Origin of the sequence: Bradyrhizobium niftali, from assembly GCF_004571025.1 — a bacterium.
GTDB classification, from domain to species: domain Bacteria; phylum Pseudomonadota; class Alphaproteobacteria; order Rhizobiales; family Xanthobacteraceae; genus Bradyrhizobium; species Bradyrhizobium niftali.
The window spans coordinates 1-22,093 of record NZ_SPQT01000050.1 but is presented as its reverse complement, the minus strand read 5'-3'; the positions used below and the strand labels follow the sequence as shown (position 1 = coordinate 22,093).

General features: G+C 64.6%; 24 protein-coding genes and 1 pseudogene. 15 read left to right on the top strand and 10 right to left on the bottom strand.

The features are described from left to right. Positions 1–12: 12 nt before the first annotated feature. Complete coding sequence (locus E4K65_RS43645) at positions 13–999, bottom strand: glycosyltransferase (protein ID WP_167771636.1); 987 nt, start codon at positions 997–999, stop codon at positions 13–15. Between the two features lie 240 nt (positions 1,000–1,239). On the opposite strand from E4K65_RS43645, the gene E4K65_RS43640 reads away from it, so the two are divergent. The 3 genes from E4K65_RS43640 to E4K65_RS47965 all read left to right on the top strand — a co-directional run bounded on the left by E4K65_RS43640 (position 1,240) and on the right by E4K65_RS47965 (position 4,970). After that, positions 1,240–2,307, top strand: coding sequence for a glycosyltransferase (locus tag E4K65_RS43640; RefSeq protein ID WP_167771635.1), 1,068 nt, complete (start codon positions 1,240–1,242; stop codon positions 2,305–2,307). A 45-nt stretch (positions 2,308–2,352) separates the two neighbouring features. Beyond that, positions 2,353–3,732, top strand: coding sequence for an O-antigen ligase family protein (locus E4K65_RS43635; protein ID WP_135179344.1), 1,380 nt, complete (start codon positions 2,353–2,355; stop codon positions 3,730–3,732). A 92-nt stretch (positions 3,733–3,824) separates the two neighbouring features. Beyond that, entirely contained in the window at positions 3,825–4,970 is a 1,146-nt protein-coding gene (locus tag E4K65_RS47965; RefSeq protein WP_167771634.1) for a GNAT family N-acetyltransferase, read from the top strand. 22 nt (positions 4,971–4,992) lie between these two features. Here E4K65_RS47965 and E4K65_RS43625 read toward each other — a convergent pair whose 3' ends face one another. After that, positions 4,993–5,532: an RBBP9/YdeN family alpha/beta hydrolase gene (locus tag E4K65_RS43625; protein WP_135179343.1), complete on the bottom strand. Its 540-nt coding sequence runs from the start codon at positions 5,530–5,532 to the stop codon at positions 4,993–4,995. Positions 5,533–5,654: 122 nt separating this feature from the next. Here E4K65_RS43625 and E4K65_RS43620 point away from each other — a divergent pair, with 122 nt between their 5' ends. Together E4K65_RS43620 and E4K65_RS43615 are read left to right on the top strand one after the other, a co-directional pair. Further along, positions 5,655–6,131, top strand: a complete 477-nt coding sequence (locus E4K65_RS43620; protein ID WP_092187500.1) for an Lrp/AsnC family transcriptional regulator — start codon at positions 5,655–5,657, stop codon at positions 6,129–6,131. Between the two features lie 114 nt (positions 6,132–6,245). Then, positions 6,246–7,130 carry a protein-L-isoaspartate O-methyltransferase family protein gene (locus tag E4K65_RS43615; RefSeq protein ID WP_167771633.1) on the top strand — a complete coding sequence of 295 codons (885 nt, stop codon included), beginning with the start codon at positions 6,246–6,248 and terminating at the stop codon, positions 7,128–7,130. A 277-nt stretch (positions 7,131–7,407) separates the two neighbouring features. On the opposite strand, the gene wrbA is transcribed toward E4K65_RS43615, so the two are convergent. From wrbA to E4K65_RS43600, 3 genes are all read right to left on the bottom strand, one after another. Further along, entirely contained in the window at positions 7,408–8,007 is a 600-nt protein-coding gene (gene wrbA, locus E4K65_RS43610; RefSeq protein WP_135179341.1) for an NAD(P)H:quinone oxidoreductase, read from the bottom strand. Positions 8,008–8,117: 110 nt separating this feature from the next. Next, positions 8,118–8,816, bottom strand: a complete 699-nt coding sequence (locus E4K65_RS43605; RefSeq protein WP_135179340.1) for a pirin family protein — start codon at positions 8,814–8,816, stop codon at positions 8,118–8,120. A 37-nt stretch (positions 8,817–8,853) separates the two neighbouring features. Next, positions 8,854–9,606: an SDR family NAD(P)-dependent oxidoreductase gene (locus E4K65_RS43600; RefSeq protein ID WP_135179339.1), complete on the bottom strand. Its 753-nt coding sequence runs from the start codon at positions 9,604–9,606 to the stop codon at positions 8,854–8,856. Between the two features lie 117 nt (positions 9,607–9,723). On the opposite strand from E4K65_RS43600, the gene E4K65_RS43595 reads away from it, so the two are divergent. Next, positions 9,724–10,659 (top strand): LysR family transcriptional regulator, encoded by a 936-nt coding sequence (locus E4K65_RS43595; RefSeq protein WP_135179338.1) that lies wholly within the window; start codon positions 9,724–9,726, stop codon positions 10,657–10,659. A 109-nt stretch (positions 10,660–10,768) separates the two neighbouring features. Here the strand turns inward: E4K65_RS43595 and E4K65_RS43590 are convergent, their stop codons facing one another. Further along, on the bottom strand, positions 10,769–11,026 hold the full coding sequence (locus tag E4K65_RS43590; protein WP_167771632.1) for a hypothetical protein: 258 nt from the start codon (positions 11,024–11,026) through the stop codon (positions 10,769–10,771). Positions 11,027–11,173: 147 nt separating this feature from the next. Between E4K65_RS43590 and E4K65_RS43585 the strand changes: the two genes are divergently transcribed. Continuing rightward, positions 11,174–12,160 (top strand): tripartite tricarboxylate transporter substrate binding protein, encoded by a 987-nt coding sequence (locus E4K65_RS43585; protein ID WP_135179336.1) that lies wholly within the window; start codon positions 11,174–11,176, stop codon positions 12,158–12,160. 9 nt (positions 12,161–12,169) lie between these two features. Here the strand turns inward: E4K65_RS43585 and E4K65_RS43580 are convergent, their stop codons facing one another. After that, the gene (locus tag E4K65_RS43580; RefSeq protein WP_135179335.1) at positions 12,170–14,782 is read right to left on the bottom strand and encodes an autotransporter outer membrane beta-barrel domain-containing protein; all 2,613 of its coding nucleotides are present in this window, start codon (positions 14,780–14,782) and stop codon (positions 12,170–12,172) included. A 170-nt stretch (positions 14,783–14,952) separates the two neighbouring features. Here E4K65_RS43580 and E4K65_RS49655 point away from each other — a divergent pair, with 170 nt between their 5' ends. The 3 genes from E4K65_RS49655 (at position 14,953) to E4K65_RS43570 (ending at position 16,611) form a co-directional block, all read left to right on the top strand. After that, positions 14,953–15,081 (top strand): hypothetical protein, encoded by a 129-nt coding sequence (locus E4K65_RS49655; protein WP_271575647.1) that lies wholly within the window; start codon positions 14,953–14,955, stop codon positions 15,079–15,081. After that, positions 15,068–16,051: a helix-turn-helix transcriptional regulator gene (locus E4K65_RS43575; RefSeq protein WP_135179334.1), complete on the top strand. Its 984-nt coding sequence runs from the start codon at positions 15,068–15,070 to the stop codon at positions 16,049–16,051. The genes E4K65_RS49655 and E4K65_RS43575 overlap by 14 nt, the downstream gene beginning before the upstream one ends. A 209-nt stretch (positions 16,052–16,260) precedes the next feature. After that, positions 16,261–16,611 carry a hypothetical protein gene (locus tag E4K65_RS43570; RefSeq protein WP_135179333.1) on the top strand — a complete coding sequence of 117 codons (351 nt, stop codon included), beginning with the start codon at positions 16,261–16,263 and terminating at the stop codon, positions 16,609–16,611. 58 nt (positions 16,612–16,669) lie between these two features. Here the strand turns inward: E4K65_RS43570 and E4K65_RS43565 are convergent, their stop codons facing one another. Further along, positions 16,670–17,500, bottom strand: coding sequence for an adenylate/guanylate cyclase domain-containing protein (locus tag E4K65_RS43565; protein WP_135179332.1), 831 nt, complete (start codon positions 17,498–17,500; stop codon positions 16,670–16,672). A 208-nt stretch (positions 17,501–17,708) separates the two neighbouring features. Between E4K65_RS43565 and E4K65_RS43560 the strand changes: the two genes are divergently transcribed. Together E4K65_RS43560 and E4K65_RS43555 are read left to right on the top strand one after the other, a co-directional pair. Continuing rightward, positions 17,709–18,296, top strand: a complete 588-nt coding sequence (locus E4K65_RS43560; protein WP_167771631.1) for a VOC family protein — start codon at positions 17,709–17,711, stop codon at positions 18,294–18,296. A gap of 158 nt (positions 18,297–18,454) precedes the next feature. Then, on the top strand, positions 18,455–18,676 hold the full coding sequence (locus E4K65_RS43555) for a hypothetical protein (RefSeq protein ID WP_135179330.1): 222 nt from the start codon (positions 18,455–18,457) through the stop codon (positions 18,674–18,676). A 91-nt stretch (positions 18,677–18,767) separates the two neighbouring features. Here the strand turns inward: E4K65_RS43555 and E4K65_RS43550 are convergent, their stop codons facing one another. Both E4K65_RS43550 and E4K65_RS43545 read right to left on the bottom strand, forming a co-directional pair. Beyond that, entirely contained in the window at positions 18,768–19,235 is a 468-nt protein-coding gene (locus tag E4K65_RS43550; RefSeq protein WP_135179329.1) for a YbaK/EbsC family protein, read from the bottom strand. A 38-nt stretch (positions 19,236–19,273) separates the two neighbouring features. Next, entirely contained in the window at positions 19,274–20,005 is a 732-nt protein-coding gene (locus tag E4K65_RS43545) for a haloacid dehalogenase type II (RefSeq protein WP_135179328.1), read from the bottom strand. 536 nt (positions 20,006–20,541) lie between these two features. On the opposite strand from E4K65_RS43545, the gene E4K65_RS43540 reads away from it, so the two are divergent. From E4K65_RS43540 to E4K65_RS49180, 3 genes and pseudogenes are all read left to right on the top strand, one after another. Then, entirely contained in the window at positions 20,542–21,138 is a 597-nt protein-coding gene (locus E4K65_RS43540; RefSeq protein ID WP_167771630.1) for a superoxide dismutase, read from the top strand. Positions 21,139–21,209: 71 nt separating this feature from the next. Further along, positions 21,210–21,803, top strand: a complete 594-nt coding sequence (locus tag E4K65_RS43535) for a hypothetical protein (RefSeq protein ID WP_235885997.1) — start codon at positions 21,210–21,212, stop codon at positions 21,801–21,803. A 117-nt stretch (positions 21,804–21,920) separates the two neighbouring features. Further along, a pseudogene (locus tag E4K65_RS49180) lies at positions 21,921–22,093 on the top strand (IS110 family transposase); the annotation flags it as partial.

Sequence of the window (22,093 nt, the reverse complement as noted above, 5' to 3'; positions counted from 1 at the left end):
CGTGGTGGCGGACTAGATGCCAAAGCAGGCGAGGGCGACCCTGAGCGCGGAGCGCGGCAGCGATTTGAACGAGCGGCGGCCGACCATCCCGAGATAGGTGAAGGCCTCGCGATATCTGCCGAAGCGGACCGCCTGCATGGCCGAATAGGTGACGAGATGAATCTCGGCCGCCTGCCGCAGCCCGGCGGCCGTGCCCGCGGGCAATCTCGCCAGGATCAGCCCGTCGTCGAAGACCCGCGCGATCGCCGGGAAGAAATCCTGCGGTGTCCGTATCGCCGCGTTCATGGTGTTGGCCGTGTGCAGGCGGTAGTCGAGCAGAAGCTTTGATGCGAACTCGAACTCGCCGATCGCGGCAAGGCGGCACCAGCAGTGCCAGTCCTCGCAATATCTGAGGGAGGTGTCGAAGCCGCCAATGGCGCGGAAGGCTTCCGCGCGTGCGAGCGCGATGCCGCCATTGACGATGAAATTGCGGGCCGCGAGCCGCGTCAGCACGTCGCCGGAGGGCTTGCGGCGTCCTTTCAAGAGGTCGCGCCGGCCGATCTGCCGTCCCTCGCTGTCGATCGTGTTGTAGTCGCCGTAGACGAGCACGGCGCGCGGAGCTCCACGCGCTGCCGCCAGCAGTGCCGCCACCGCGCCGGGGCGCATGCGGTCGTCGGCATCGAGGAAGAGCAGCCACTCGCCGCTGGCATGTCGCGCGCCGAGATTGCGTGCGGCCGATACCCCGGCGGAATCGTTGGTCATCAGGCGCAGCCGCGGGTCGCGAATGGCGCGGACGATCGAAATGGTGTTATCGGTCGAACCGTCGTCCACGACGATCACCTCGATCACCTCGCCTTGCGCCAGTGCGCTGGCGATGGTTTCGCCGACATAGGCCGCAACGTTCTTGGCGGGAATGACGACGGACACCGATGTGGTCGAGCCCACAGGCAGCGGAAGGCGCGCTGGCGTCGCCACGCGTGAGCTGACCGGTAGATCGAGAACGTCTTCGGCGGTGATCAAGCTGCGGCTCGTCTTTAAGGGTCTGTTAACCAGGGCGCATCTGCAGACGCGATCGATCGCAACCGTGGCCGCCGCGGATGATACTCGCATTACGGCGAAATCGTTTCCCGGAAGGCCAGCGCGAGGCGGGTTTCGCAGAACAACGTTAAGCCAACGGCATTAAGCCTGTGGCAAATTTGGAGGAGTGCGACAGCCGGTCCCATGCGAGAATGCGTACCCGGCTGCCGCGGATGGATTCCAGTGCCCGCAACGACTTTCGACTACGATCCCGACGACATGATCCTCAACCTCTTCTACGAGGACAAGGACGATCGCTGGTTTCCCGGCGACCGGCATCTGCGGCGCATGGCGCGCCGCATGCTGCTCGGCGAGCCGCGCATGAGCGGGCAGCTTCGCGTGTTCCTCAATCTCTGCGCAGGGCTCAATCGACTCGGTATCCGCTACCGCGTCAACGACTACCGCTACATCGCGCAGCATCCCGAGGAAGTCGCCTGCATCATCGGTCGCACCTTCCTGCTCGACAAGTTCGTGTGGAAGAATCCGATCCTGCTCGGCGTCGCCGCCCACAATCATCCGCTCGACGATCCCGACCTGTTCAAGCGCCTGCCGGTGAAGAAGGTCGTGGTGCCCGGCCAATGGTACGTCGACATGTACCGGCCGTATTGGCCCGACACGGAGGCCTGGCCCGTCGGCATCGATACGGATCTCTGGGCGCCGTCGCCCGCTTCGCAGAAGACCGTCGACGTGCTGATCTACGACAAGGTCCACTGGGACCGCGAGCGCTATGCGCCGGGGTTGATCGAGCCTGTCCGTGCCCGGCTCCTGAAGGAGGGGCGCTCGTTCACGGAGCTGCGCTACGGCAGCTACAAGGAAGAGGACTATCAGGCCGCGCTGGCGCGTTCGCGCGCGATGATCTTCCTGTGCCAGAACGAAAGCCAGGGTATCGCCTATCAGCAGGCGTTGTCCTGCGGCGTGCCGGTGTTCGCCTGGGATCCTGGCGGGCCGTGGCGGGACCCCGATTATTATCCGCATCGGGTGAAGTTCGAGCCGGTGTCGTCGGTGCCGTACTGGGATCACCGTTGCGGCACCAGGTTCGTCGACACCGCCGGGTTCGAGGCGGGCTGGGACGATTTCTGGACCGGCTGCGCCGCTGACACGTTCGATCCGCGCGGCTTCGTGCTCGACAATCTCACGCTGGAACAACGGGCGCTGCAATATTACGAGATCGCGCGAAGCGTGGCGCGGCAGCAGAAGGTGTCCGACGCAACCGGCCTGCTGGTTGACGGATGGTTAACGGGGATGGGCTAAGACTTGGCGCTTGCTTCCCCGGGTTCACCAGGCCGGCCTTGAGCCATGGATCGCAGCGCTGCTGATATGACCGACGTCGAGGCCCGATCGTTCGGTCGCGTCGTGCGCGATGGGCTTGCCGGCCTGAATGCCGTGCTGGCGGCGCGCGGCCTCGTCGCGGTTGCGGCCCTGCTCCTCGTGCTGGTGACGCTCGATCCGTTTCCCGATTTGCGCAATCCCGATGTTACCGCCGTCGTCGGCGGACGAATGGCGCTCACCTATGTTTCCTGGGGCCTGCTGGCTGCGGTCGCAGTGCCGTTCGTCGCCGTCACGGATGCGCCCGCGCTGAAGAGCCTGGTGACCCCGCTGCATCTCTGCCTCGTCGGCTGGCTGTTGATCAACATCGTCTTCTCCGAGAGCCGCGGCGTTTCAATGCAGCGCTTCGTGCTCGCGGCGAGCATGACGTCGCTCGCCGTCCTGTTGCCATTGCTGCCGCCGACGCAGCGCAGCTTCAACCTGTGCCTCGGTGCTGCCGCGCTCGTGCTGCTGGCGCTGTGCTATCTCGGCGTCTTCCTCGCGCCGCAATATTCCATGCACACCGCGCTCGACCTCACCGAGCCGCAGCTCGCCGGCGACTGGCGCGGCAGTTTCGGCCACAAGAACGTCGCATCGCCGGTGATGACCATCCTGGTCTATGTCGGCATCTACCTCTGCGGCGCCGGGTCGTTCGTGATGGGACCGACGATCGCCGCGCTGGCCGGCCTCTTCCTGATCTTCACCGGCGGCAAGACGTCGTCGGTGCTGTGCCTTGCGATCTACGCCCTTGCCTCGCTGGTCTGTCTCACACCGAGCCTGTGGCTGAAGCGGCTCATTTGCTTCGTGCCGCTGATCGTGATGAACCTGCTGACGGTCGGCAGTGTCGTGAGCCCGTCGCTCGGCGCCATGACTCGATTGCTTCCCCTCGATCCCAGTTTCACCGGCCGTTCCGACATCTGGGAGTTTGCGCTCGCAGCCGTCGCCGAAAAGCCGATCATCGGCCACGGCTATGCGGCGTTCTGGGACGACGTGACGGCGCGGCAGACCGCCCAGGGCGCCGAATGGGCGACGTCCGCTGCGCACAGCCACAACAGCTATCTCGACCTCGCGGTCACCATCGGCCTGCCGGGCCTGCTGCTCGTCATCCTCGTCTTCGTGCTCGCGCCGCTCCGCAATTTCCAGTCGGCCCAGGCTCACAACCGCAGCGCTGCGCTGGTAAAACTGTTCCTGACCGTGTGGCTGTTCGGCCTGTATTACGGGACCACCGAGACCTTCCTGCTCGAACGGCAGAATCCGATCTGGTTCATGTTCGCGCTTGCCGTGGCCGGTCTGCACTTCCTGGCCAGATTCCAGTGCGTCGAGCAAACGGAACCGTGCGCTGACAGCTTGTCGCAGTCGGGACCGTCGTAGTGGCATAGGCTTAACGATATGCAGCGACGTCACTTGTGGTCTGCGGCAAACGTAATCTATCTGGAAACATTCAGTAACTGCATGACCCGCGGATGACGTTTCTCAGCGTCGAGCAACCAGATGATCGGGTTTCCAGCACGTCGGCAATCGCGGTCGATTTCGTGCGTGACTGGCGGCAGGCCGCATTGCGCCTGAATGCCGGCCATCGCACCGCCTTCCAGCATGGTTACTGGCTCGGCGCCTGGTACGAGGCGTTTCACGATCTTGCCCCGCTGATCGCCGTGATCTCCGATGCCGCGACCGGCAAGGACATCGCGGTGGTGCCGATGACCAGCCATATCAGGCGCGGCATCCGCGTCGTCGAGTTCGCCGACCTCGGCGTCTCCGACAACAACGCGCCGATCCTGGCGCTCGATGCGGCGTTGGATGAAGCGGCGATGGATATGATCGGCAAGGCGCTGGTCGACGCGCTCTGCGCCTTGCCCGACCGCTTCGACCTGCTGCGCCTGAGGAAGATGCCTGCGCATGTCGGCGGCAAGCCGAACCCGCTGGTGTCGCTCGGTCGTATCGGATCCAGCTCGCTGAACGGAAATCTCGTGCTGACGGGCGACAGCTATGACGACTATCTGGCCTCGATCAAGCGCATGCAGATGCCGCGCTGCTGGCGCGTGTTCGGCCGTCATGCCGGCGCGCGCTTCGAGATCGCCACGGATGTCACGCGCGCGCATGAGCTGCTGGACGTGATGGATGCCCAGCAGCAGGCGCGCATGCGCAAGCTCGGCTCGCGGTTCGTCCTCAACGACGACACGCATGCCCGATTCTATCGCGAGGTCGCGCGCCAGGGCGTTGCGGATGGCTATGCCGTCGTCTCGGCGCTGGTGTGCGACGAGGGCGTCGTTGCCACCACGCTCGGCGTCAGGCATGGCGCGACCTACTTCCTGCTGCGCATCAGCCACGCCGGCGATGCATGGTCGAGCTGCTCGCCGGGGCTGCTCGTCACCGAACGCACCATGGCGGCGCTGCATGCACAGGGCGTGCGCCGTTTCGATCTCAGCATCGGCAACCAGGACTACAAGCGCCGCTTCGGCGCCGAGCCGGTGCCGTTGACCGACGTCAGCGTCGCGCTGTCCTGGCGCGGCGCTCCTTACGCATGGCGCGACCATGCTGCGCAGGGCCTGCGCCGCCACCCCAGGCTCGCCGCCGTCGCGGCGCGGGCGATCGGCAAGGGCACGCGGTGACAGGCGCCCCCCTGTTCGCTCATCATCTCGAAAGGCCTGCGCAGAAGGCATCCAGCAGCGCGCGACCCTGTAGCCAGTCGCCAAGCCCGCTCGACGCATTGATGTGGCCGAGGGCGCCCGGCGCGATCAAGCCGGACTGCCAGGCGCTCGCCCGTCGCTGGGTCACCTCGAGCCCGCCATAGGGATCATTCGTGCTGGCGATGATGAGCGAGGGAAAGCGCAGCGTGCGGTCCGGGACCGGCTTGAACGAGGCGGCTACCAAGGGGAAATTGCCGCCGTCCGGATCGGGGACCGCGACCAGAAACGCACCCGCAATCGCGGATGGGAAGCGAGCGGCCCAGTGCACCACCAGCAGGCAGGCAAGGCTGTGTGCAACCAGCACAGGCGGCTTCGCGCAGTGCCCGACCGCTCGCTCCAGGGATTGCTCCCAGTCATGGAGGTCGGGCTGGTCCCAGCTCGCCGGCTGAAATCGCGTGAAGCGCGCGTCGGTGCGCTCCCAGAGCGTCTGCCAATGGGTGTCTCCCGAGCCGCCGAGGCCCGGCAATGTGATGATGTCGTGCATGATCGTCCCGTGATATCTGAGGTGACGCTGCAGTGTGGCCGATCCCGGTCCTGCATCACATGGCAAGTCATCGGCGTAATCGACCGTCTGCCGATGATCTCAAGGCGGAATGGAGAATTTTGTTGGATCGCTTCGGGAGCATCGATGCCAAGGACTTGAAGATCCTGGAGGCGCTGCAAGCCAATGCGCGCGTGCCGTTGTCCGAGCTTGGCCGTTCCGTAGGGCTGTCCCAGCCGGCCGTCTCCGAACGCGTCAAGCGGCTCGAGGAAGCCGGCATCATCGAAGGCTACGGCGCCCGCATCAACCCGCGCGCCCTCGGGCTCGGCCTGATGGCGCTGGTGCGCCTGCGCACCTCGCATGAGCACATCAAGACCTGTCTCAAACGGTTCAGCGAGATTCCCCACATCGTCGAAGTCCATCGCGTGACCGGCGATGACTGCTTCGTGCTGAAGGTGCTGGTTCCGGCGCCGGAAGATCTCGAGACGATCGTGGATCGTATTGCCGGCTTCGGTGCCGTCACGACCTCGCTGGTGCTGCGGAGCGAACCGGCGCGGCCGATCGGCAAAGACCTTATCAGGAAGAAAGCCGAGCGCGGTTGAGGCGCGGCCTGCGCGATCGACAGGTCACCACGCCGTCACAAAGCCCTCGATTGCGCAGAGCTTCCGATTATCGCGCGCGTTGTGTTATCGTCGCCTCTGTTTCCCGGAGGCGACATGGAAGATCGTTCGGCAAAATATCGCGTATTCTATGCGCAGTTGATCTGCGCCGCGGCGAAGACCGCGGATCCCCGTATCGAGGAGGCCTTTCGGACCGTGAGGCGCGAGCCTTTCGTCGGGCCCGGGCCGTGGTCGATCGCTCTCGGCGGCCACCCCTATGTCGTGACGCCCGATGATGATCCCGCGTTCCTCTATCAGAACACGCTGCTGGCGCTCGACAGTGCGCGTGGCCTCAATATCGGGATGCCCGGTGCGCACGCTTATTGGCTCAGCGGCTGCGCCGTCAGGGAAGGCGAGACCGTGATCCAGATCGGCGCTGGCAGCGGCTATTACACCGCGATCCTGGCGCATCTCGTCGGCCCCGGCGGCCGCGTCCATGCCTACGAGATCGACGAACGTCTGGCGGGGCTTGCGCGCGCGAATCTGAAGGGCATCGCCCATGCGGACGTGCGCGACCGTTCGGGCATCGCGTCCGATCTGCCCAAAGCCGACGTGATCTATGTCTGCGCGGGCGCGGCGCAGCCGGCCGCCGAATGGCTCGATGCGCTGCGGCCCGGCGGGCGGCTGGTGTTTCCGCTGGCGCCCGAAGGCATGCTCGGCGGCATGCTGATGATCACGCGCCCGGACGACGACGCGGTCTGGCCGGCGAAATTCCTCAGCCGTGCCCAGTTCATCGGTTGCGCGGGATTGCAGGATGCGGACGCCGGCCGGCGATTGGCCGACGCGTTCGCGAGGGGATGGGAGAGCGTGCAGTCGTTGCGGAGAGAAGGCGCGCCCGACCAGACATGCTGGTTCGCCGGTGAGGGCTGGTGGCTGTCGACGGCGCCTGCGCCTGTTCTTACAAATCCTACTCCGTCCCACGCCGACATCACGCAGGCCTAGCGGGTCACGCGCGCCTTACGACCGCGTGCACCCGGCGCACTGCAACCGGCCGCGCGAGGCGCGGAACAGGCTGCGGCAATACCAGCGGCGCGCCAGCGCCTGCGCTGGCCTGCGGATCATCTGCGCTATCAACAAGAGTTCGAAAGCCATTCGCATCGCTTTTGGTCAAATATCCTGCCCACAGAGATGGGGCGGCATTCCCGAATGAGAATGCCGCCCGCGTCGCATCAGCCATGCAGTCGATCGTAAAGCTTAACTGCGAGGCTCAGCCGTGCAGCTAGCCGTGCAGCTTCTTGGCGGTCTCCGCGATCTGGCGCCCCTGATAGCGCGCGCCGGCGAGCTCGTTGGCGCTGGGCTGGCGGCTGCCGTCACCGCCGGTGATCGTGGTGGCGCCGTAGGGCGCGCCGCCGGTGACTTCGTCGAGCTTCATCTGGCCGGCGAAGCCGTAGTTCATGCCGACCACGACCATGCCGAAATGCAGCAAGTTGGTGATGATCGAGAACAGCGTCGTCTCCTGGCCGCCATGCTGGGTCGCGCTGGACGTGAAGGCGCCGCCGACCTTGCCGTGCAACGCGCCCTTGGCCCAGAGCCCGCCGGCCTGGTCGAGGAAGTTGGCCATCTGCGAGGCCATCCGGCCGAAGCGGGTGCCGGTGCCGACGATGATCGCGTCGTAATTGGCGAGGTCCTCGATCTTTGCGATCGGCGCGGCCTGGTCGACCTTGTAATAGGAGGCTTTCGCGACCTCGGCCGGAACCAGCTCGGGCACGCGCTTGATGTCGACGGTGACGCCGGCTTCGCGCGCGCCTTCGGCAACGGCATTGGCCATCGCTTCGATATGGCCGTAGGCGGAATAATACAGGACGAGAACTTTGGTCATGGTGGTCTCCGTTTCAGAATTGATGGATTGATCGTGTTGGGGTCGTCGTGCCCAAGCAAAAGCGCGAAGCGTCTTCGCGCTAGATGTCCCGGGCATGAGGGAGAGAGTCGTTACGCCGCGTCGACGAGCACGAGCTCTGAATCCTCCAGAGCGGTGATCTTCAGCCTGCTCTCGTCGCGGATCGCGGCGCCGTCGCGGGCGTTGACGCGCACGCCGTTGATCTCGACTGAGCCCGCCGCGGGCACCAGATAAAGATGCCGCGACTTCTGCGGCTCGTACTCCGCGCTTTCGCCGGCCTTCAGCGTGGTGGCGAGGACCCGGGCATCGGCGCGGATCGGCAGTGCGTCCGCGTCGTTCTCGAAACCGCTCGCGATGGTGACGAGTTTGCCGGAGCGGTCTGCCTTCGGGAACGGCTTCGAGCCCCAGGTCGGCTGTCCGCCGCGCGTCACAGGCTCGATCCAGATCTGGAAGATCCGGGTCTTGCTCGGCTCGAGATTGTACTCGGAATGGCGGATGCCGCTGCCGGCGCTCATCACCTGCACGTCGCCCGCCTCGGTGCGTCCCTCGTTGCCGAGGCTGTCCTGATGGGTGATCGCGCCCTCGCGCACATAGGTGATGATTTCCATGTTGGCGTGAGGATGGGCGGGAAAGCCGGTGTTCGGCGCGATCTCGTCGTCGTTCCAAACCCGCAAGGCACCGTGACCCGTGTTGTCCGGATCGTAATGGCTTGCGAAGGAGAAGTGATGCTTGGCCTTGAGCCAGCCGTGATCGGCGCCGCCGAGCTTCGCGAAAGGTCTGAGTTCGATCATGTGCGTAATTCCTTGGGTTGAGCGGGTGACGCCTTGCTCAGGCGCCGAACCCGCCGTCGACATTGAGCACCGTGCCGGTGACGAAGGAGGCCTCCGGGCTTGCGAGGAAGACCACGCCGGCGGCGACTTCCTCGGGGCGGCCGAAGCGCTGGAGCGCGTGCTGCTTGCGCTGGGCTTCCGCGAAGTCGCGGTCGTCGTCCGGGTTCATGTCGGTGTTGATCGAGCCGGGCTGCACGACGTTGACGGTGATGCCGCGCGGGCCGAGGTCGCGCGCCGCGCCCTTGGTGTAGCCGACCACGGCCGCCTTGGTGGCGACGTAGTCGGCAAGGCCGGGGAATGAGGCGCGGTCGGCCAGCATCGAGCCGACCGTGACGATGCGACCGCCTTCGCCCATCAACTGCGAGGCGGCGCGGATCGCCGCGATCACGCCGTGCACGTTGACCGAATCCTGGCGGGCGAGGGCGTCGGTGTCGGCGTTGGCATCGTCGATCGCACCGCCCGCGGCGACGCCGGCATTGTTGACGAGAATGTCGAGATGGCCGAATTCCTTGGCGACGTCGCTGACGAGCTTCGTGACGTCCTTGGCCGAGGCCTGGTCGGCCTTGAAGGCACGGGCCTTGACGCCCCTGGCCTTCAGCTCAGTGACGACGGCCTCAGCCCTGTCGGGCGAGGCGACATAGCTGATGGCGACATCCGCGCCTTCATCGGCGAGTGCGCGGGCGGAGGCCGCGCCGATGCCGCGCGAGCCGCCGGTGACGAGGGCAACCTTGCCTGAGAGCTTCTTGGTCATTGGATTTCTCCATTCCCTGGGTTTGCGATTGACCCTTGGATAAGCGTTCGCCCGTGGTATAAAAATAGAAACTGTTGAAACACATTGTTTCCTAAATAGCCCGATTGGACCGGCCCCATGGCAAAACTCCCCGATTTCGAGGCGCTCGCGATTTTCGCAAAAGTCGTGGAATTACGGTCGTTTGCGGGAGCCGCGAGCGAGCTCGCGATGTCCAAGGCGACGGTGTCGAAGGCCGTCACCCGGCTGGAGGAGCGGCTCGGCGCCCGGCTGTTCAACCGCACCTCGCGCCGGCTCGCGCTGACCGATGCCGGGCACAAGCTCGCCGAACGGGCGACGCGCCTGCTCGTCGATGGTGAGGCGGCGGAGAACGAGGCGCTGGCGCAATCGGTGGCGCCGCGCGGCCTGGTGCGGCTCGCCGTGCCCATGACGTTCGGGATCAAGGCGGTGGCGCCGCTGCTGCCGGAGTTCTTCGAAACCTATCCAGAAGTCTCGGTCGATCTGCATCTGAGCGATGCAACCATCGACCTGATCGGCGAGGGTTTTGACATGGCAGTGCGGATCGCGCGGCTGCCGGATTCCTCACTGATCGCGCGCCGGCTCTTCACCATGCCGCGCTTCACGGTGGCGGCGCCGTCCTACCTCAAGCGCCACGGCCGCCCGACGCATCCGATGCATCTGGCCGAGCACAAATGCTTCAGCTACGCCTATCTCTCGACGCCCAATGTCTGGCACTACACCAATTCCGCCGGCGAGCAGGCGAGCGTGCGCCCGGGCGGGCAGCTTCGCGTCAACAACGGCGAAGCGGTGATGCCCGCGCTGATCGCCGGCCTCGGCATCGCCGAGCTTCCCGAATTCATCGTCGGCGAGGCCATCTCCTCCGGCGAGGTCGAGGTGATCCTGAAGGACTGGAAGCAGGCCGAAGGCGCCGTGCACCTGGTGACGCCGCCCGGCGGCCCACGCCCCGCGCGCGTCGAAGCTCTCGCCGATTTTCTCGCGGCAAAGCTGCCGGGCACATGCAAGCGGCGGACGCGCGGAAAGGTGAAGGGGTCGTAGAGCGAGCGGCCTCAACAATCCCGTCATTGCGAGCGCAGCGAAGCAATCCAGGGTGTCTCCGCGGAGGGATTCTGGATTGCTTCGCTGCGCTCGCAATGACGGTGTTCGGCTACGACACTTTCACGCCGTTGTTTGCGACAATTCGCAAGTTCGGCCTCAGCGTCTCTTCCAGCTCCGATTTCAATTCGTGGACGCGCGGATCCGTCGAGTGTGCCGCGCAGACTGCGTATTGGTGGATCGATTGCGCCAAGGCGCGCCGCGCTTCCGGGGTTCGCGTCACCTCGGGCTTTGACAGCCGCAGCACGATCGCTGCGAGATTCACCAGCATCTCGTCCAACGCGACATCAATGGTCCGAAGATTGCGCATCACTCACTCCCTGGGAGGGCAACAGCGGACCCAGGCATGCGTTCCGGGCCGGATGGGACATGGTTAACACTTCGTAAACGTCTTGTTCCTGCCGATCGCCGCGCTAGGCTGGCTGCGAAACAAAGAAGATCGAGGGGAGGGACCATCATGGATCGACGCGATCTCTTGCGCGCAGCCGCGGCATTGCCGTTGTTGCGGGCTGCGTCATCGGATCAGGCGTTCGCGCAGAGCTATCCGGCCCGCAACATCACCATGATCGTGCCGTTTCCGGCCGGCGGCCAGGCCGATCTCGCCGCACGCCCCGTTGCCATGGCGCTGGAGCGGATCCTCGGCAAGCCCGTGATCGTCGACAACCGCGCCGGAGGCGGCGGTGGATCGGTCGGCAATGCCGCGGCGGCGCGCGCCGAGCCTGATGGTTACACGCTGCTGATGACCCTTTCCTCGCTCGCAGTGCTGCCGGAGGCCGACCGGCTGTTCGACCGTCCCGTCGCCTATGAGGTCTCGCAGTTCATGCCGATCGCGCGCGTGCTCGCCGATCCCACGCTGCTCGCGGTGCCGGTCTCGGCGCCATGGAAGACTGCGCAGGATTTCATCGAGGATGCGAAGAAGCGGCCGGGCCAGATCACCTATGGCTCGTCCGGACCTTACGGCACGCTGCATGTGGCGATGGAGATGTTTGCGAACAGCGCCGGCATCAAGTTGCTGCATGTGCCGTTCCGCGGCGCGGGTCCCGCGCTCACCGCGCTGCTCAGCGGCACCGTGCAGGCGATCGCCGCCGCGCCCGGCACGCTGAAGCCGCAGGTCGATGACGGCAAGCTGCGCGTGCTCGGCAATTGCGGCGCGCGACGCATCGCGAGCTTCCCCGACGTGCCGACCTTCCAGGAGCTCGGCTACAAGGATGTCGAGATGTACATCTGGGCCGGGCTCTTTGCACCGAGCTCTCTTCCTGCGCCGATCGCGACCCGGCTGCGCGAGGCCATGGCGCAGGTGATGACGAGTCCGGACGTCCTCAAGGCCTTCGACACCTCAGGCAGTCTCGTCGCCTATCAGGACGCGCCGGAGTTCTCGCGTTTCGTCGCCGACGATAGCGCGCGCCTGATCACGGCGGTGAAGAAGATCGGCCGGGTGGAGTAGGGGCCCGGCTCAGAATTCGCTGCGGACCGTGCCCCGCAGGGTGTGCCGGTCGAGACCCGGTGCGAACGCGCCCTCATAGGAGGCCTTGAACGACGTCGCGGCAGTGAGATCCCACCGGATCTCGGCACCGGTGAGTGCCGCCGTGCGGGCCCGTCCGACGCCCGTGATCGCGAGCGGAATGCCCGGCGCGCCGTCGAAGGCCGCGGTCATGGATGGCGCATTGCCGGAAAACTCGTGGCGTATGGCAAGTGTCGCGCCGAACTGCGCCGCGCGACCGTTCGGCATCATGGTGTAGTAAAGCGCCCGCAGACCGGCCGTGCCATAGGCGGTGTCGAAGCCGCCGGCCCGCACCAGCTGATTGACGCCGGGTGCGCCGGTCTCGGAAAAGCCGTTCTGGCGCGTCGCATACCAGTCGGCCTTGGCGAACGGCTCGGCTGTCACACCCCGTCCGACGTCGAACGGCCGCGCGATGCCGAGCGATGCGGCAAAGGTGTGGGTATGCGAGGAGCCGATCGCGGTTTCTCCCAGGAACGAGATCGTGCGCGAGGATTCGAGCGCCGCGAAGGAGTAGCTGATCGCGGATGCGAGATTGATTCCGCCGCTCTCGCCACGCGCGTAGAAGCCGCCATGGCCGGCATTGGCCTCGATGCTGTCGGCGCGACCCGCCGTCCGCAGCTTGCCGGTCGAGGCGCCGACCGCGAGACCTGCGGTGAGGCCCGTCGTGCGCCACAGATCGACGCCGAGCGCGGCGCCGGCGACGCTTGCATTTGTTCCGAAGGCGATGTCGGTCGCCGCCACCTTGTCCCAATTGCCGTAACCGCCAAACCATACGCTCTGCGCGGGCGCGGCGCGGCGCGCGCCGAGCGCCTTGCCGATCGGGTCGGCCGGCTCCGCGGCGTAGGAGGACACCGACATGCGCAGGGTCTCGCCGCGCGACTGCGTGCCGGCGTTCCACATGAAGCCCTGGAACGCATCGGCCTGGTCGGTGCTGAAGCGGCGACCATCGGCGTGGATTTGCCCGGCGAGATCGTCGAGGCCGGCCTTGATGCCCGATGCATTGAGCACGGCGAGCGTGTTGATCGCGGTGCCGAGCGGTCCCGACGCGCCGCCGGACTGCGCCTGATCCAGCGCGCCGGCTACCGCGGCCTGGTTCGGCGTCAGGCCCGACAGTGTGCCGAAGCCGCCGATCTGTTGCAGAAGGAAGTAGACATTGTTGGCGTCGTAGCTGAGCTGCCCCGAAACCAGCGGGCTGCCCGCGGTCGTGAGCGTCGCGAAAGTGCCGTTGACGCCGCCGGTCGCGGTGAGGATCGTGTATTGGGTGTTGGCGAGAAAGCCCGCGCCGAGCGGCACGATCTGCACCGTGCCGCCATTGAGGGTTGCGGTGCCGGTTGCGGCGATCTTGTCGGACTGGCCGCCGGCATTGATCTCGACCTGGAAGGTCGAGCCGGCATTGAAGGCGACATTGCCGCTGACATTGAGAGTCCCGATCGAATTGCCTGTTGCGACCATGCCGCCATTGTTGACGACGATGCCGCTGACCGTGCCGGTGCCGCCGAGATAGCCGCCGTTGACGGTGACCACCGACGGCAAGGTGCCGTTCACGATCAGGCCGCCTGCGTCCACCGTCGTCGCGCCATTGAAGGCGGTGGTGCCGGTCAGCGTCCAGACCGAGGAGCCGGTCTTGGTCAGTTGCTCGAACTCGTCATATTGCAGGCCGGCGCCGAGAGTTCCGAGGTCGAACGTGGCGCTTCCCGCGCCGCCGAAATTCAGCGTGTCGGTGCCGGCGCCGCCGCGCACAAACCCGGTGATCGTCGAGCCGGGGGCGAGGGTGAGCACGTCGTCGCCCCCGAACAGGTCGATCGCTCCGCTGCCGCCGCCCGAGATGGTTCCGGAATTGAGGATCGTGTCGGTGCCGGAAGAGCCCTGGATGGCGATGAAGAAGCCGCCGGAGATCGTGCCGGCATTGATGAGGGTGTTGCCGCCGGCAACGAATTGCACGCCGGTATGGCCCCCACCGATGGATCCGCCCTGATAAACAGTGACGACATTGGCGTTCCCGCCTATTCGGAGGCCCGTCGTGTTTGCTCCGGTGCCGACTGCCGTCCCGCGAATGTTGACGAGATTACCGTTCGAATTGTCGATGACGATCGCCGCTTCGGCGTTGCCCGTACCTTCCGCGATCCCGCCGGCCGCGATCGTCACATTGTTGTTGTTCGAGCCGTTGGACAGGAGGACGGCTCCGCTATAGGTGGAGACCGTGGCCTGGTTATTTATGGTCACATTCGAATTCGACGTGCTGTCGTAAACGATCGCGGGAATTCCGGCGCCGGGCAGGAGCGATGTCAACGTACCATCGCCGATATTGACCGTGACGTTGCTGCCGCCGGTGGCGTTGATGTGGTTGGTGTTGCCGAGGCCGGTGCAGGTCGCAACGTCACCCGAATTGAGCGCGCCGATGGTGCCGGTGCCGACCACGGTGCAGGCGGCGCGCGCCGGGCCGGGTGCCAGCGAGAGTAGTCCGCCGAGCGCGAGCGGCGCCAGCGCGGTGGTGACGAGCAGCCTGTTGCGCAGGACGGTCGCCGTCACGGCGTCTTGCGCGCGGGTCTGTATTCCAATCGGCATCGACAATTCCCTTGTAGCAGTCTCCGAATTGCTAGCGGGAACGGCGCGGCCCTTCTTGGAGCCATGCGAAACGCATTATGGCTGAAGGCGCAAGGACGCCGGTTTGCGCCGGCCTGTTGCGGCGATGCCACGTACGGCCGGGCCGGCGGCGCGGCGCGTTGACGCAGCAAATGGACAGAGGCGCAAAGCTCGATGGCCCGGCGCGCAACCTTGTGTGCGGCGCGTTGCGCGCAGCCGCCAACGCGATATTGGTATTCCGCTACACCAGCCTGGAGACGCGCGCCTATGGCGGCCGATGACCAATCGATCCATGGCGCGCCGCGCCTCGGCTATGCCGGCGAGCCGCATGGGCCGGCCTATGAGATGTGGCGGGAGGAGTTTTGCCGCCGCGTGATGGCAGCCGATCTTTCGCCTTTGTCCGACGGCTCTTTTCACTGCGACGTCAAAGCGCTGATGTTGCCGCAGGCAACGATATCCTCCTGCAGCGGCACGCCGATCAGATTTATGACGCTCAACGCCAGCGACAATCTGGCATTGCTGATGGCGCCGGATTCGCCGCTGCACGCGGTCATGGGCCGTCGCGCGCTCGAAGTCGCGCCGCTGGGCATCAGCCTCATCGACGCCTCCATCAAGGGCGCATTCGTCTCGCAGCTCGAGGAGGGCGGCAACAAGGCGGCTTTGTTCGACCGCAAGACGCTGCTGTCTTATTGCCCCGATGCCGAAGACAGTGTCGCGCGACCGCTCGATCACAACCCAGCGCTCACTGCGCTGCTGCATCGATATTACGACTTCGCGGTTCAGCACGCCCCGGGACTCGATGCACTGGCGCAGCACGCCGTTTCGCAACACCTGATGGATTTGATGGTGCTGGTGCTCGGCGGCAGGCGCGACGCCACCGAACAGGCGAAAGAGCGCGGCCTCGCAGCGGCTCGGCTGGAAGCCATCAAGGCCGACATTGTGGCGCGGCTCGGCGAAGGCGGCCTCACGCTCGCCGACCTCGCGCGGCGCCATCGCGCCAGCCCTCGCACCATTCAATTGCTGTTCGAGCGCAGCGGCGTCACGTTCTCGGAGTTCGTGCTGGAGCAGCGGCTATTGCGGGCGGCACGGCTGCTGCGCGATCCGAGGCACCGGGCGGCCAAGGTCAGCGACATCGCCCATCTCTCCGGCTTCAACGACGTCTCGTATTTTCACCGCACATTTCGGCGTCGTTTCGGCATGACGCCGCTGGACGCGAAAGCGCGGCACGCGGAAACGGGCGACAAGCCGTAGTCGGAAGGACGTTTTTGGTCCGTCCTTGATCTCGTGGCGCAAACGGCGGCGGGGGAGGTTGCGTCGCCGCACGCGGCCAATCGCAGCGGTGAAGATCGGCAAAATCGAACAAGGTTCCAACGCCGCTTTCACATTTTTTTGTTGGTCCAGAACCAGCTTGCGTCTCATTGATTAAAGAGAATTCGAGGGAATGGAGAAGGAATCGAGACATGCGAACAGAGCGGATTGCGCTGGGTGTGGCGCTCGCGATTGGCGGCATCGTCGCGCAAGGCGCAGCATTCGCCGAAGAATATCGCGGAACCATGGAACAGCAGATGGCCTGCACACCCGATGTGTGGCGCCTGTGCAGCGACCAGATTCCGGATGTGAGCCGCATCACAGCCTGCTTGCAGCAGAACACGCCGCAACTCTCCAGCGGCTGCCGTGCGGTGTTCCAGTCCAACAACCAGATGCCGCCGCAACAGCAGGCGCCGCGAGGGCGGGCCGCGCCGCCGTCGCGCTACAATGCTGTGCCGCCACCTCCGCCGGCGCAGCCGCGGCCTTACGATGACGACGACTAGCGCTCTCTGGCGCATGGTATGCAGCGGTAGGCGCGAAGATGCGGTCGTGTCGCCTCGTTCAGCGCTCTCCCTTGCGGTCCGATTCAGGTCGATCTCGAAGCGCCGTCCGCAAGATGACACCGAAGAGAATGGCTGCGACCGGCCAATGGAACCAGATCTTATGGCTCGTGAAAACATTGATCAGAATCAGAAAGGCCGAGACCGTGAGGGCTGCTGCAACCGGGCGGGGCAGCTTCGCTAGCCAATCCAACACGACTTGCGTCCACGAGGATGGCTCGTGCCTGTCGCCAATCCGCGGAGCACGAGCTGTCTCTCGGGGAGTTGGGCTTTCCTCAATCGGGAAGCTCCCTTGCCCGGCGGTCCGGCCGCCCAGGGTCAACCGATAGCTGGTCAGGGGAGCAATGTTCTTCATGGGGCGCTGGCCGAGGCAGTCGAAGCCAACGGATAGTTTGTTGTGCACCTGATCATAGACGGAGCTCGAGATCACGACGCCGCCGGGTTCTGCGAGTTCTTGCAGCCGCGAGGCGATATTGACCCCGTCGCCATAGATGTCGGAGCCGTCCACCATCACGTCGCCGAGGTTGATGCCGATGCGAAACCGCATCGGGTTCGCCTGAGGCACGTCCGAATCCTGCTGGGAGATTTCCTGCTGAATCTCGACCGCGCATTGCACGGCCTCGACGACGCTGGCGAACTCGGCGATCACGGCATCGCCCCAGGTATTCACGATGCGGCCGTCGTGACGCTCGACCAATCGCGCAATGGCCGTGCGGTAGCGGCGGAGCGTCTCCAGCGTTCCGGTCTCGTCTGCTTCCATGAGACGAGAATAGCCGTACACGTCAGCGCACAGCACGGTGGTCAGTCGTCGTTTCACTTTGTCGTCGGTCATGGTCGCTATGCTAGCCTCCCCGACCGGAAAATGCATCAGGCATCGCATCCATCGCCAGCACCGTTCAACCATCGGTCGTCCGGTCGCCCTCCAGCCCTTTGCCGAACCGCGCGCCAGCCGTCCCGATGGCGCGAAACGTGGTTACTTTGGCGAATCTGCCGCCCGTCCGGACCACATGATGAATTCGTCCAAGCCAGGGAGAACGTCTGTGACAAGCAGGATCAACCAGCCCACGCTGCATCACGTCAATCTGAAGACCACGCGTCTGCAGGAGATGATCGACTGGTATGGGACAGTTGTCGGATCAAGGCCGAACTTCCAGTTTCCGGGCGGTGCCTGGCTCACCAACGACGGCGCCAATCATCGCATCGCGTTGCTGACGTCGCCCAGGATGAGCGACGATCCGGATAAGCTGGTGCACACCGGGATGCACCACATCGCGTTCGAGTATGGGAATTTCAACGACTTGCTCGACACCTACGCACGGCTGCTCGAGCTCGGCATCAAGCCGCACATGTCGCTCGATCACGGCGTCACGACGTCGTTCTATTACGTCGACCCGGACGGCAACAGCGTCGAGCTGCAATACGACAATTTCGACGACTGGAACAAATCGTCGGAATGGATGCGGACCTCAAGGGAGTTTGCGAGCAATCCGATCGGCGTGCCGGTCGATCCGTCGAAGATGGTTGCGGCCCGCAACGGCGGAGCGTCCCGCGACGACCTGCATCGCCGGGCCTTCGCCGGCGAATTTCCGCCCTCCGAGCCCTTCGATCCGCGCGTACCGCTGGATTGACGAAGGCCCTTCCCTGACCGGCAAATGCATCAGGCATCACATCTGGCGCCATCGCGGTTCAGCGACAGGCCGTCCGGCCCCGAAACCGTCATAACCGTGCAACGAATTGCCGTCAGCCAAGTTGATTCTGGTCGGAAGCTGTGGATCGGAGGAATGTCATGTCCATGACCAAAATTCCTGCTGCACTTTTCGCGATTGGCGCGATATTGCTCAGCGTACCTGCAATGGCTGCTCCGGCCACCCCTTTGTCCGGCGCCGCCAAGTCGATGGTGCAGGAGAGCGACCTGGTGCAAGCGCGTTTCGGCTGGGGGCACTGGCACTGGGGCCATTCGCATCGTGTAGGCTATCGCTGCCGTCCCTATTGCGGCTGGGGCGGCTAACTTCGGACCTGTCGCCACATAAGCATTGTTGGCTCATCGCTTCAGTTGGCGCTACCGCTAACAGCGCTATCAAAGTGTACACGTGCCCGAGTTACGGCCTGTGCTCGCAGACATCGACCCATTCGGCCGCGGTGAGCTCGGCCATCCGCTCCGGGGTGATGCGCACGGCGCTGTGGGTCGAGCCTGCCGCCGGCACCACCTCGTCGAATGCCTTCAGCGACACGTCGCAATAGATCGGCAGGGGCGATTTCAGCCCGAACGGGCAGACGCCGCCGACCTCGTGGCCGGTGATCTCGGCGACCTCTTCCAGCCCCAGCATCTTCGGCTTGCCGCCGAACTGCGTCTTCACCTTCTTGTTGTCCATCCGCGAGGTGCCGCTGGCAACGATCAGGATCACGCGCTCACCGATCCGCAAGGACAGCGTCTTGGCGATCCGGCCGGGCTCGACCCCGTAGGCTTCGGCGGCCAGCGTCACGGTGGCGGAGCTGATCGGGGATTCGATGACGGATATGTCGGGGGCATTTTCGGCGAAGAAGGCGCGAACGGATTGCAGGCTCATTCCAGTCTCACGGGCGGGCGGTGATGCTTAGGCGATCCTTAGGCGATCCTTGGCAGCTCGGAGAGCGCGCGGACACGGTGGTCCGGCGCAAAGCCAAGCTCGTCCATCTGGGTGCGGATCGCCTTGAACATCGTCAGCGGTGCCACGAGTTCGGTCTCGACGCAAGCCAGCGCCATCGCCTCGGGCGTCACCCGTTCGATCCAGGCGACGTCCAATCCATACGACTTCGCGCCGGCCACGTCCCAGGGATTGGAGGACACGAACAGAACCTCGTCCGGCTTGGTGCCGAGCACCTCGCCGATCAGCTCATAGGCCTCCGGGCTCGGTTTGAAGATCTTCCTGGCATCGACGCTGATGGTGGCATCGAGCAGGCGGTCGAGCCCGGAGTTGCGCACGAGCGCATCGAGCATCTCCGGGCTGCCATTGGAGAGAATGGCGAGCTTGCGCGGCTTCAGCGCCGCAAGCGCTGCTGCCACGTCCGGATAGAGATCGAGATGCAGATATTTCTCGATGACGCGCTCGAACGCGTTGCTCTCGTAAGCGAGCCCGAGCACGCGCAGCGTATAGGCCAGCGAGTCGCGCGTCACGGTGGCAAAATCCTGGTAGCGCCGCATCAGCGAGCGCAACCAGGTGTATTCAAGCTGCTTGATCCGCCAGACCTGCGTGATGATCTCGCCATAGCCCGGAAACGCGTCTTCGGTGGTCTCCGCGACCGACTGGATGTCGTAGAGCGTTCCGTAGGCGTCGAAGACGACGGCTTTGAGGGGCATTGGCTCGGTCCTTTTTGACCTTTGCGGAAGGCGCACGGACAATACCGAAACGGCCCGGTGCGCGACAAGGTGGGAACCTTCTTCAAGAAATCGTCACCCCGTCGACCTCGCGCAGCAGATTGACACTGCCGCCGGCAGGCGTTTAATTCGGGGCACGGGGATTTGCGATCTCCCCGCGAGGCGACATGCCCAAGTATCGCGTCCTGGTCACCAAGGACGCTGCATGTCTTCTTTCATCTCGATCTCATCACAGAAATTGTCCCGTCAATTGGTGCCGCCAGCGCGCCGGCCCTCGTCGATGTTCGTATCGACGAGGGCCGCGCGGTCTATTTGCGCGCGCGACAAGACGGGGAGCACCAGGAGCTAGCGAGCACGCGGGGCACGTTGGGGACGACGATCAAGTGGAGGACGCCATGACCACGAATACCGACCGCCGAGACTTCATCAGGGGCGTGGGGGCCGCCGCGGCATCGACCGCACTACTCGCGGGGACGCAAGCCCTTGCGCAAGTCAATCAGCCAACAGGAGCCAGGCCAATGACATACCAGCCCAAGCCGATGCCGTTCGATCCGAAATCCATCACTGGCATCTCGGAGAAGGTCCTCGTCAGTCACTACGAGAACAACTATGTCGGCGCCGTAAAGCGACTCAACGCAATCGGAACGCAACTCGCCGAGCTCGACTTCGCGAAAGCTCCGAACTTCGTCATCAACGGCCTGAAGCGCGAGGAGCTCGTCGCGTCAAACTCGATGATCCTCCATGAAATCTATTTCGACGGGCTCGGCGGTGCCGGCAAGCCGAGCACAGCACTTGCCGACGCGATCGCGCGCGATTTCGGCAGCATGGAGCGGTGGCGCGCCGAGTTCTCCGCCATGGGCAAGGCCGAAGGCGGCGGCTCCGGCTGGGTGATTCTTTCCTACTCACCGCGCGACAAGCGGCTGGTCAATCAGTGGGCCGCCGACCACACGACGACGCTGGCCGGGGGACGCCCCGTGCTGGTGCTCGACATGTATGAGCACGCCTATCACATGGATTATGGCGCCGCGGCCGCGAAGTATGTCGACATCTACATGGAAGCGATCAAATGGGACAACGCTGCAGCGCTGTACGATCAATACAGGCGGGAAGCTTAGACGTCGCGCAAAGAATGAGCGCAGCGCGCTTGGGGGCGGCGTTGTTCCTATTGTTGGTGGAAGGAAACGCGATGGCAGAAACTGTAAATTTTGACAACGCAGCAACCGGCGCGGCGCCCGAAGGCTGGACTCTGACGATGACGGGTCGTGGCCAGCCCAAATGGACGGTCGAGGAGGAGTCGACGGCGCCAAGCAAGCCGAACGTCCTGAAACAATCCGGTCAGGCGACGTTTCCAGTGGCGCTCAGGAACGGCACCAGCATCCTGGACGGGTTCGTCGAGGTCAAATTCAAGGCGATCGCAGGCTCCGAGGATCGTGCGGCCGGTCTTGTCTGGCGCGCAAAGGATGCCGACAATTACTATGTCGTGCGGGCTAACGCGCTTGAAGACAATGTTGTGCTCTACAAGACGATCAAGGGTGTTCGCAGCGCGCTCGATATCGTCGGCCGGAAAGGCGGCTATGGCGTCAAGGTATCGGTGCCATCAGGTCGATGGCATTCCCTGCGTTGCGAATTCGCGGGAAAGCTATTCAAGGTGACGTATGACGGCAAGCCGATGTTCGAGGTCGAGGACGAATCGATCAGGGACCCCGGCATGATCGGCTTGTGGACCAAGGCCGACAGTGTCACCGTATTCGACGACCTGACATACGATGCGCTGAACTAGATGCGGTAATGGGCCCGGCTCCGAGCAAGGGGTGATGATGGTGGCTGTCCCCCGATAGATGATGAAACGGGGTCACGACTTGAGTCGGCCCCAAGCATCTGGAGACGGAGGACAGCCGTGGAGAACTATGCCGGAATTGACGTGTCATTGGAACTGTCGAGCGTATGCGTTGTGGATGCCCAAGGTAAAATCCTGAAGGAAGCGAAGGTCACGAGCGAACCCAACGCCTTGGTTGAATTTTTCGAGACGCTTGGCTTTGCAGTGAAGCGGATCGGGCTGGAGGCTGGGCC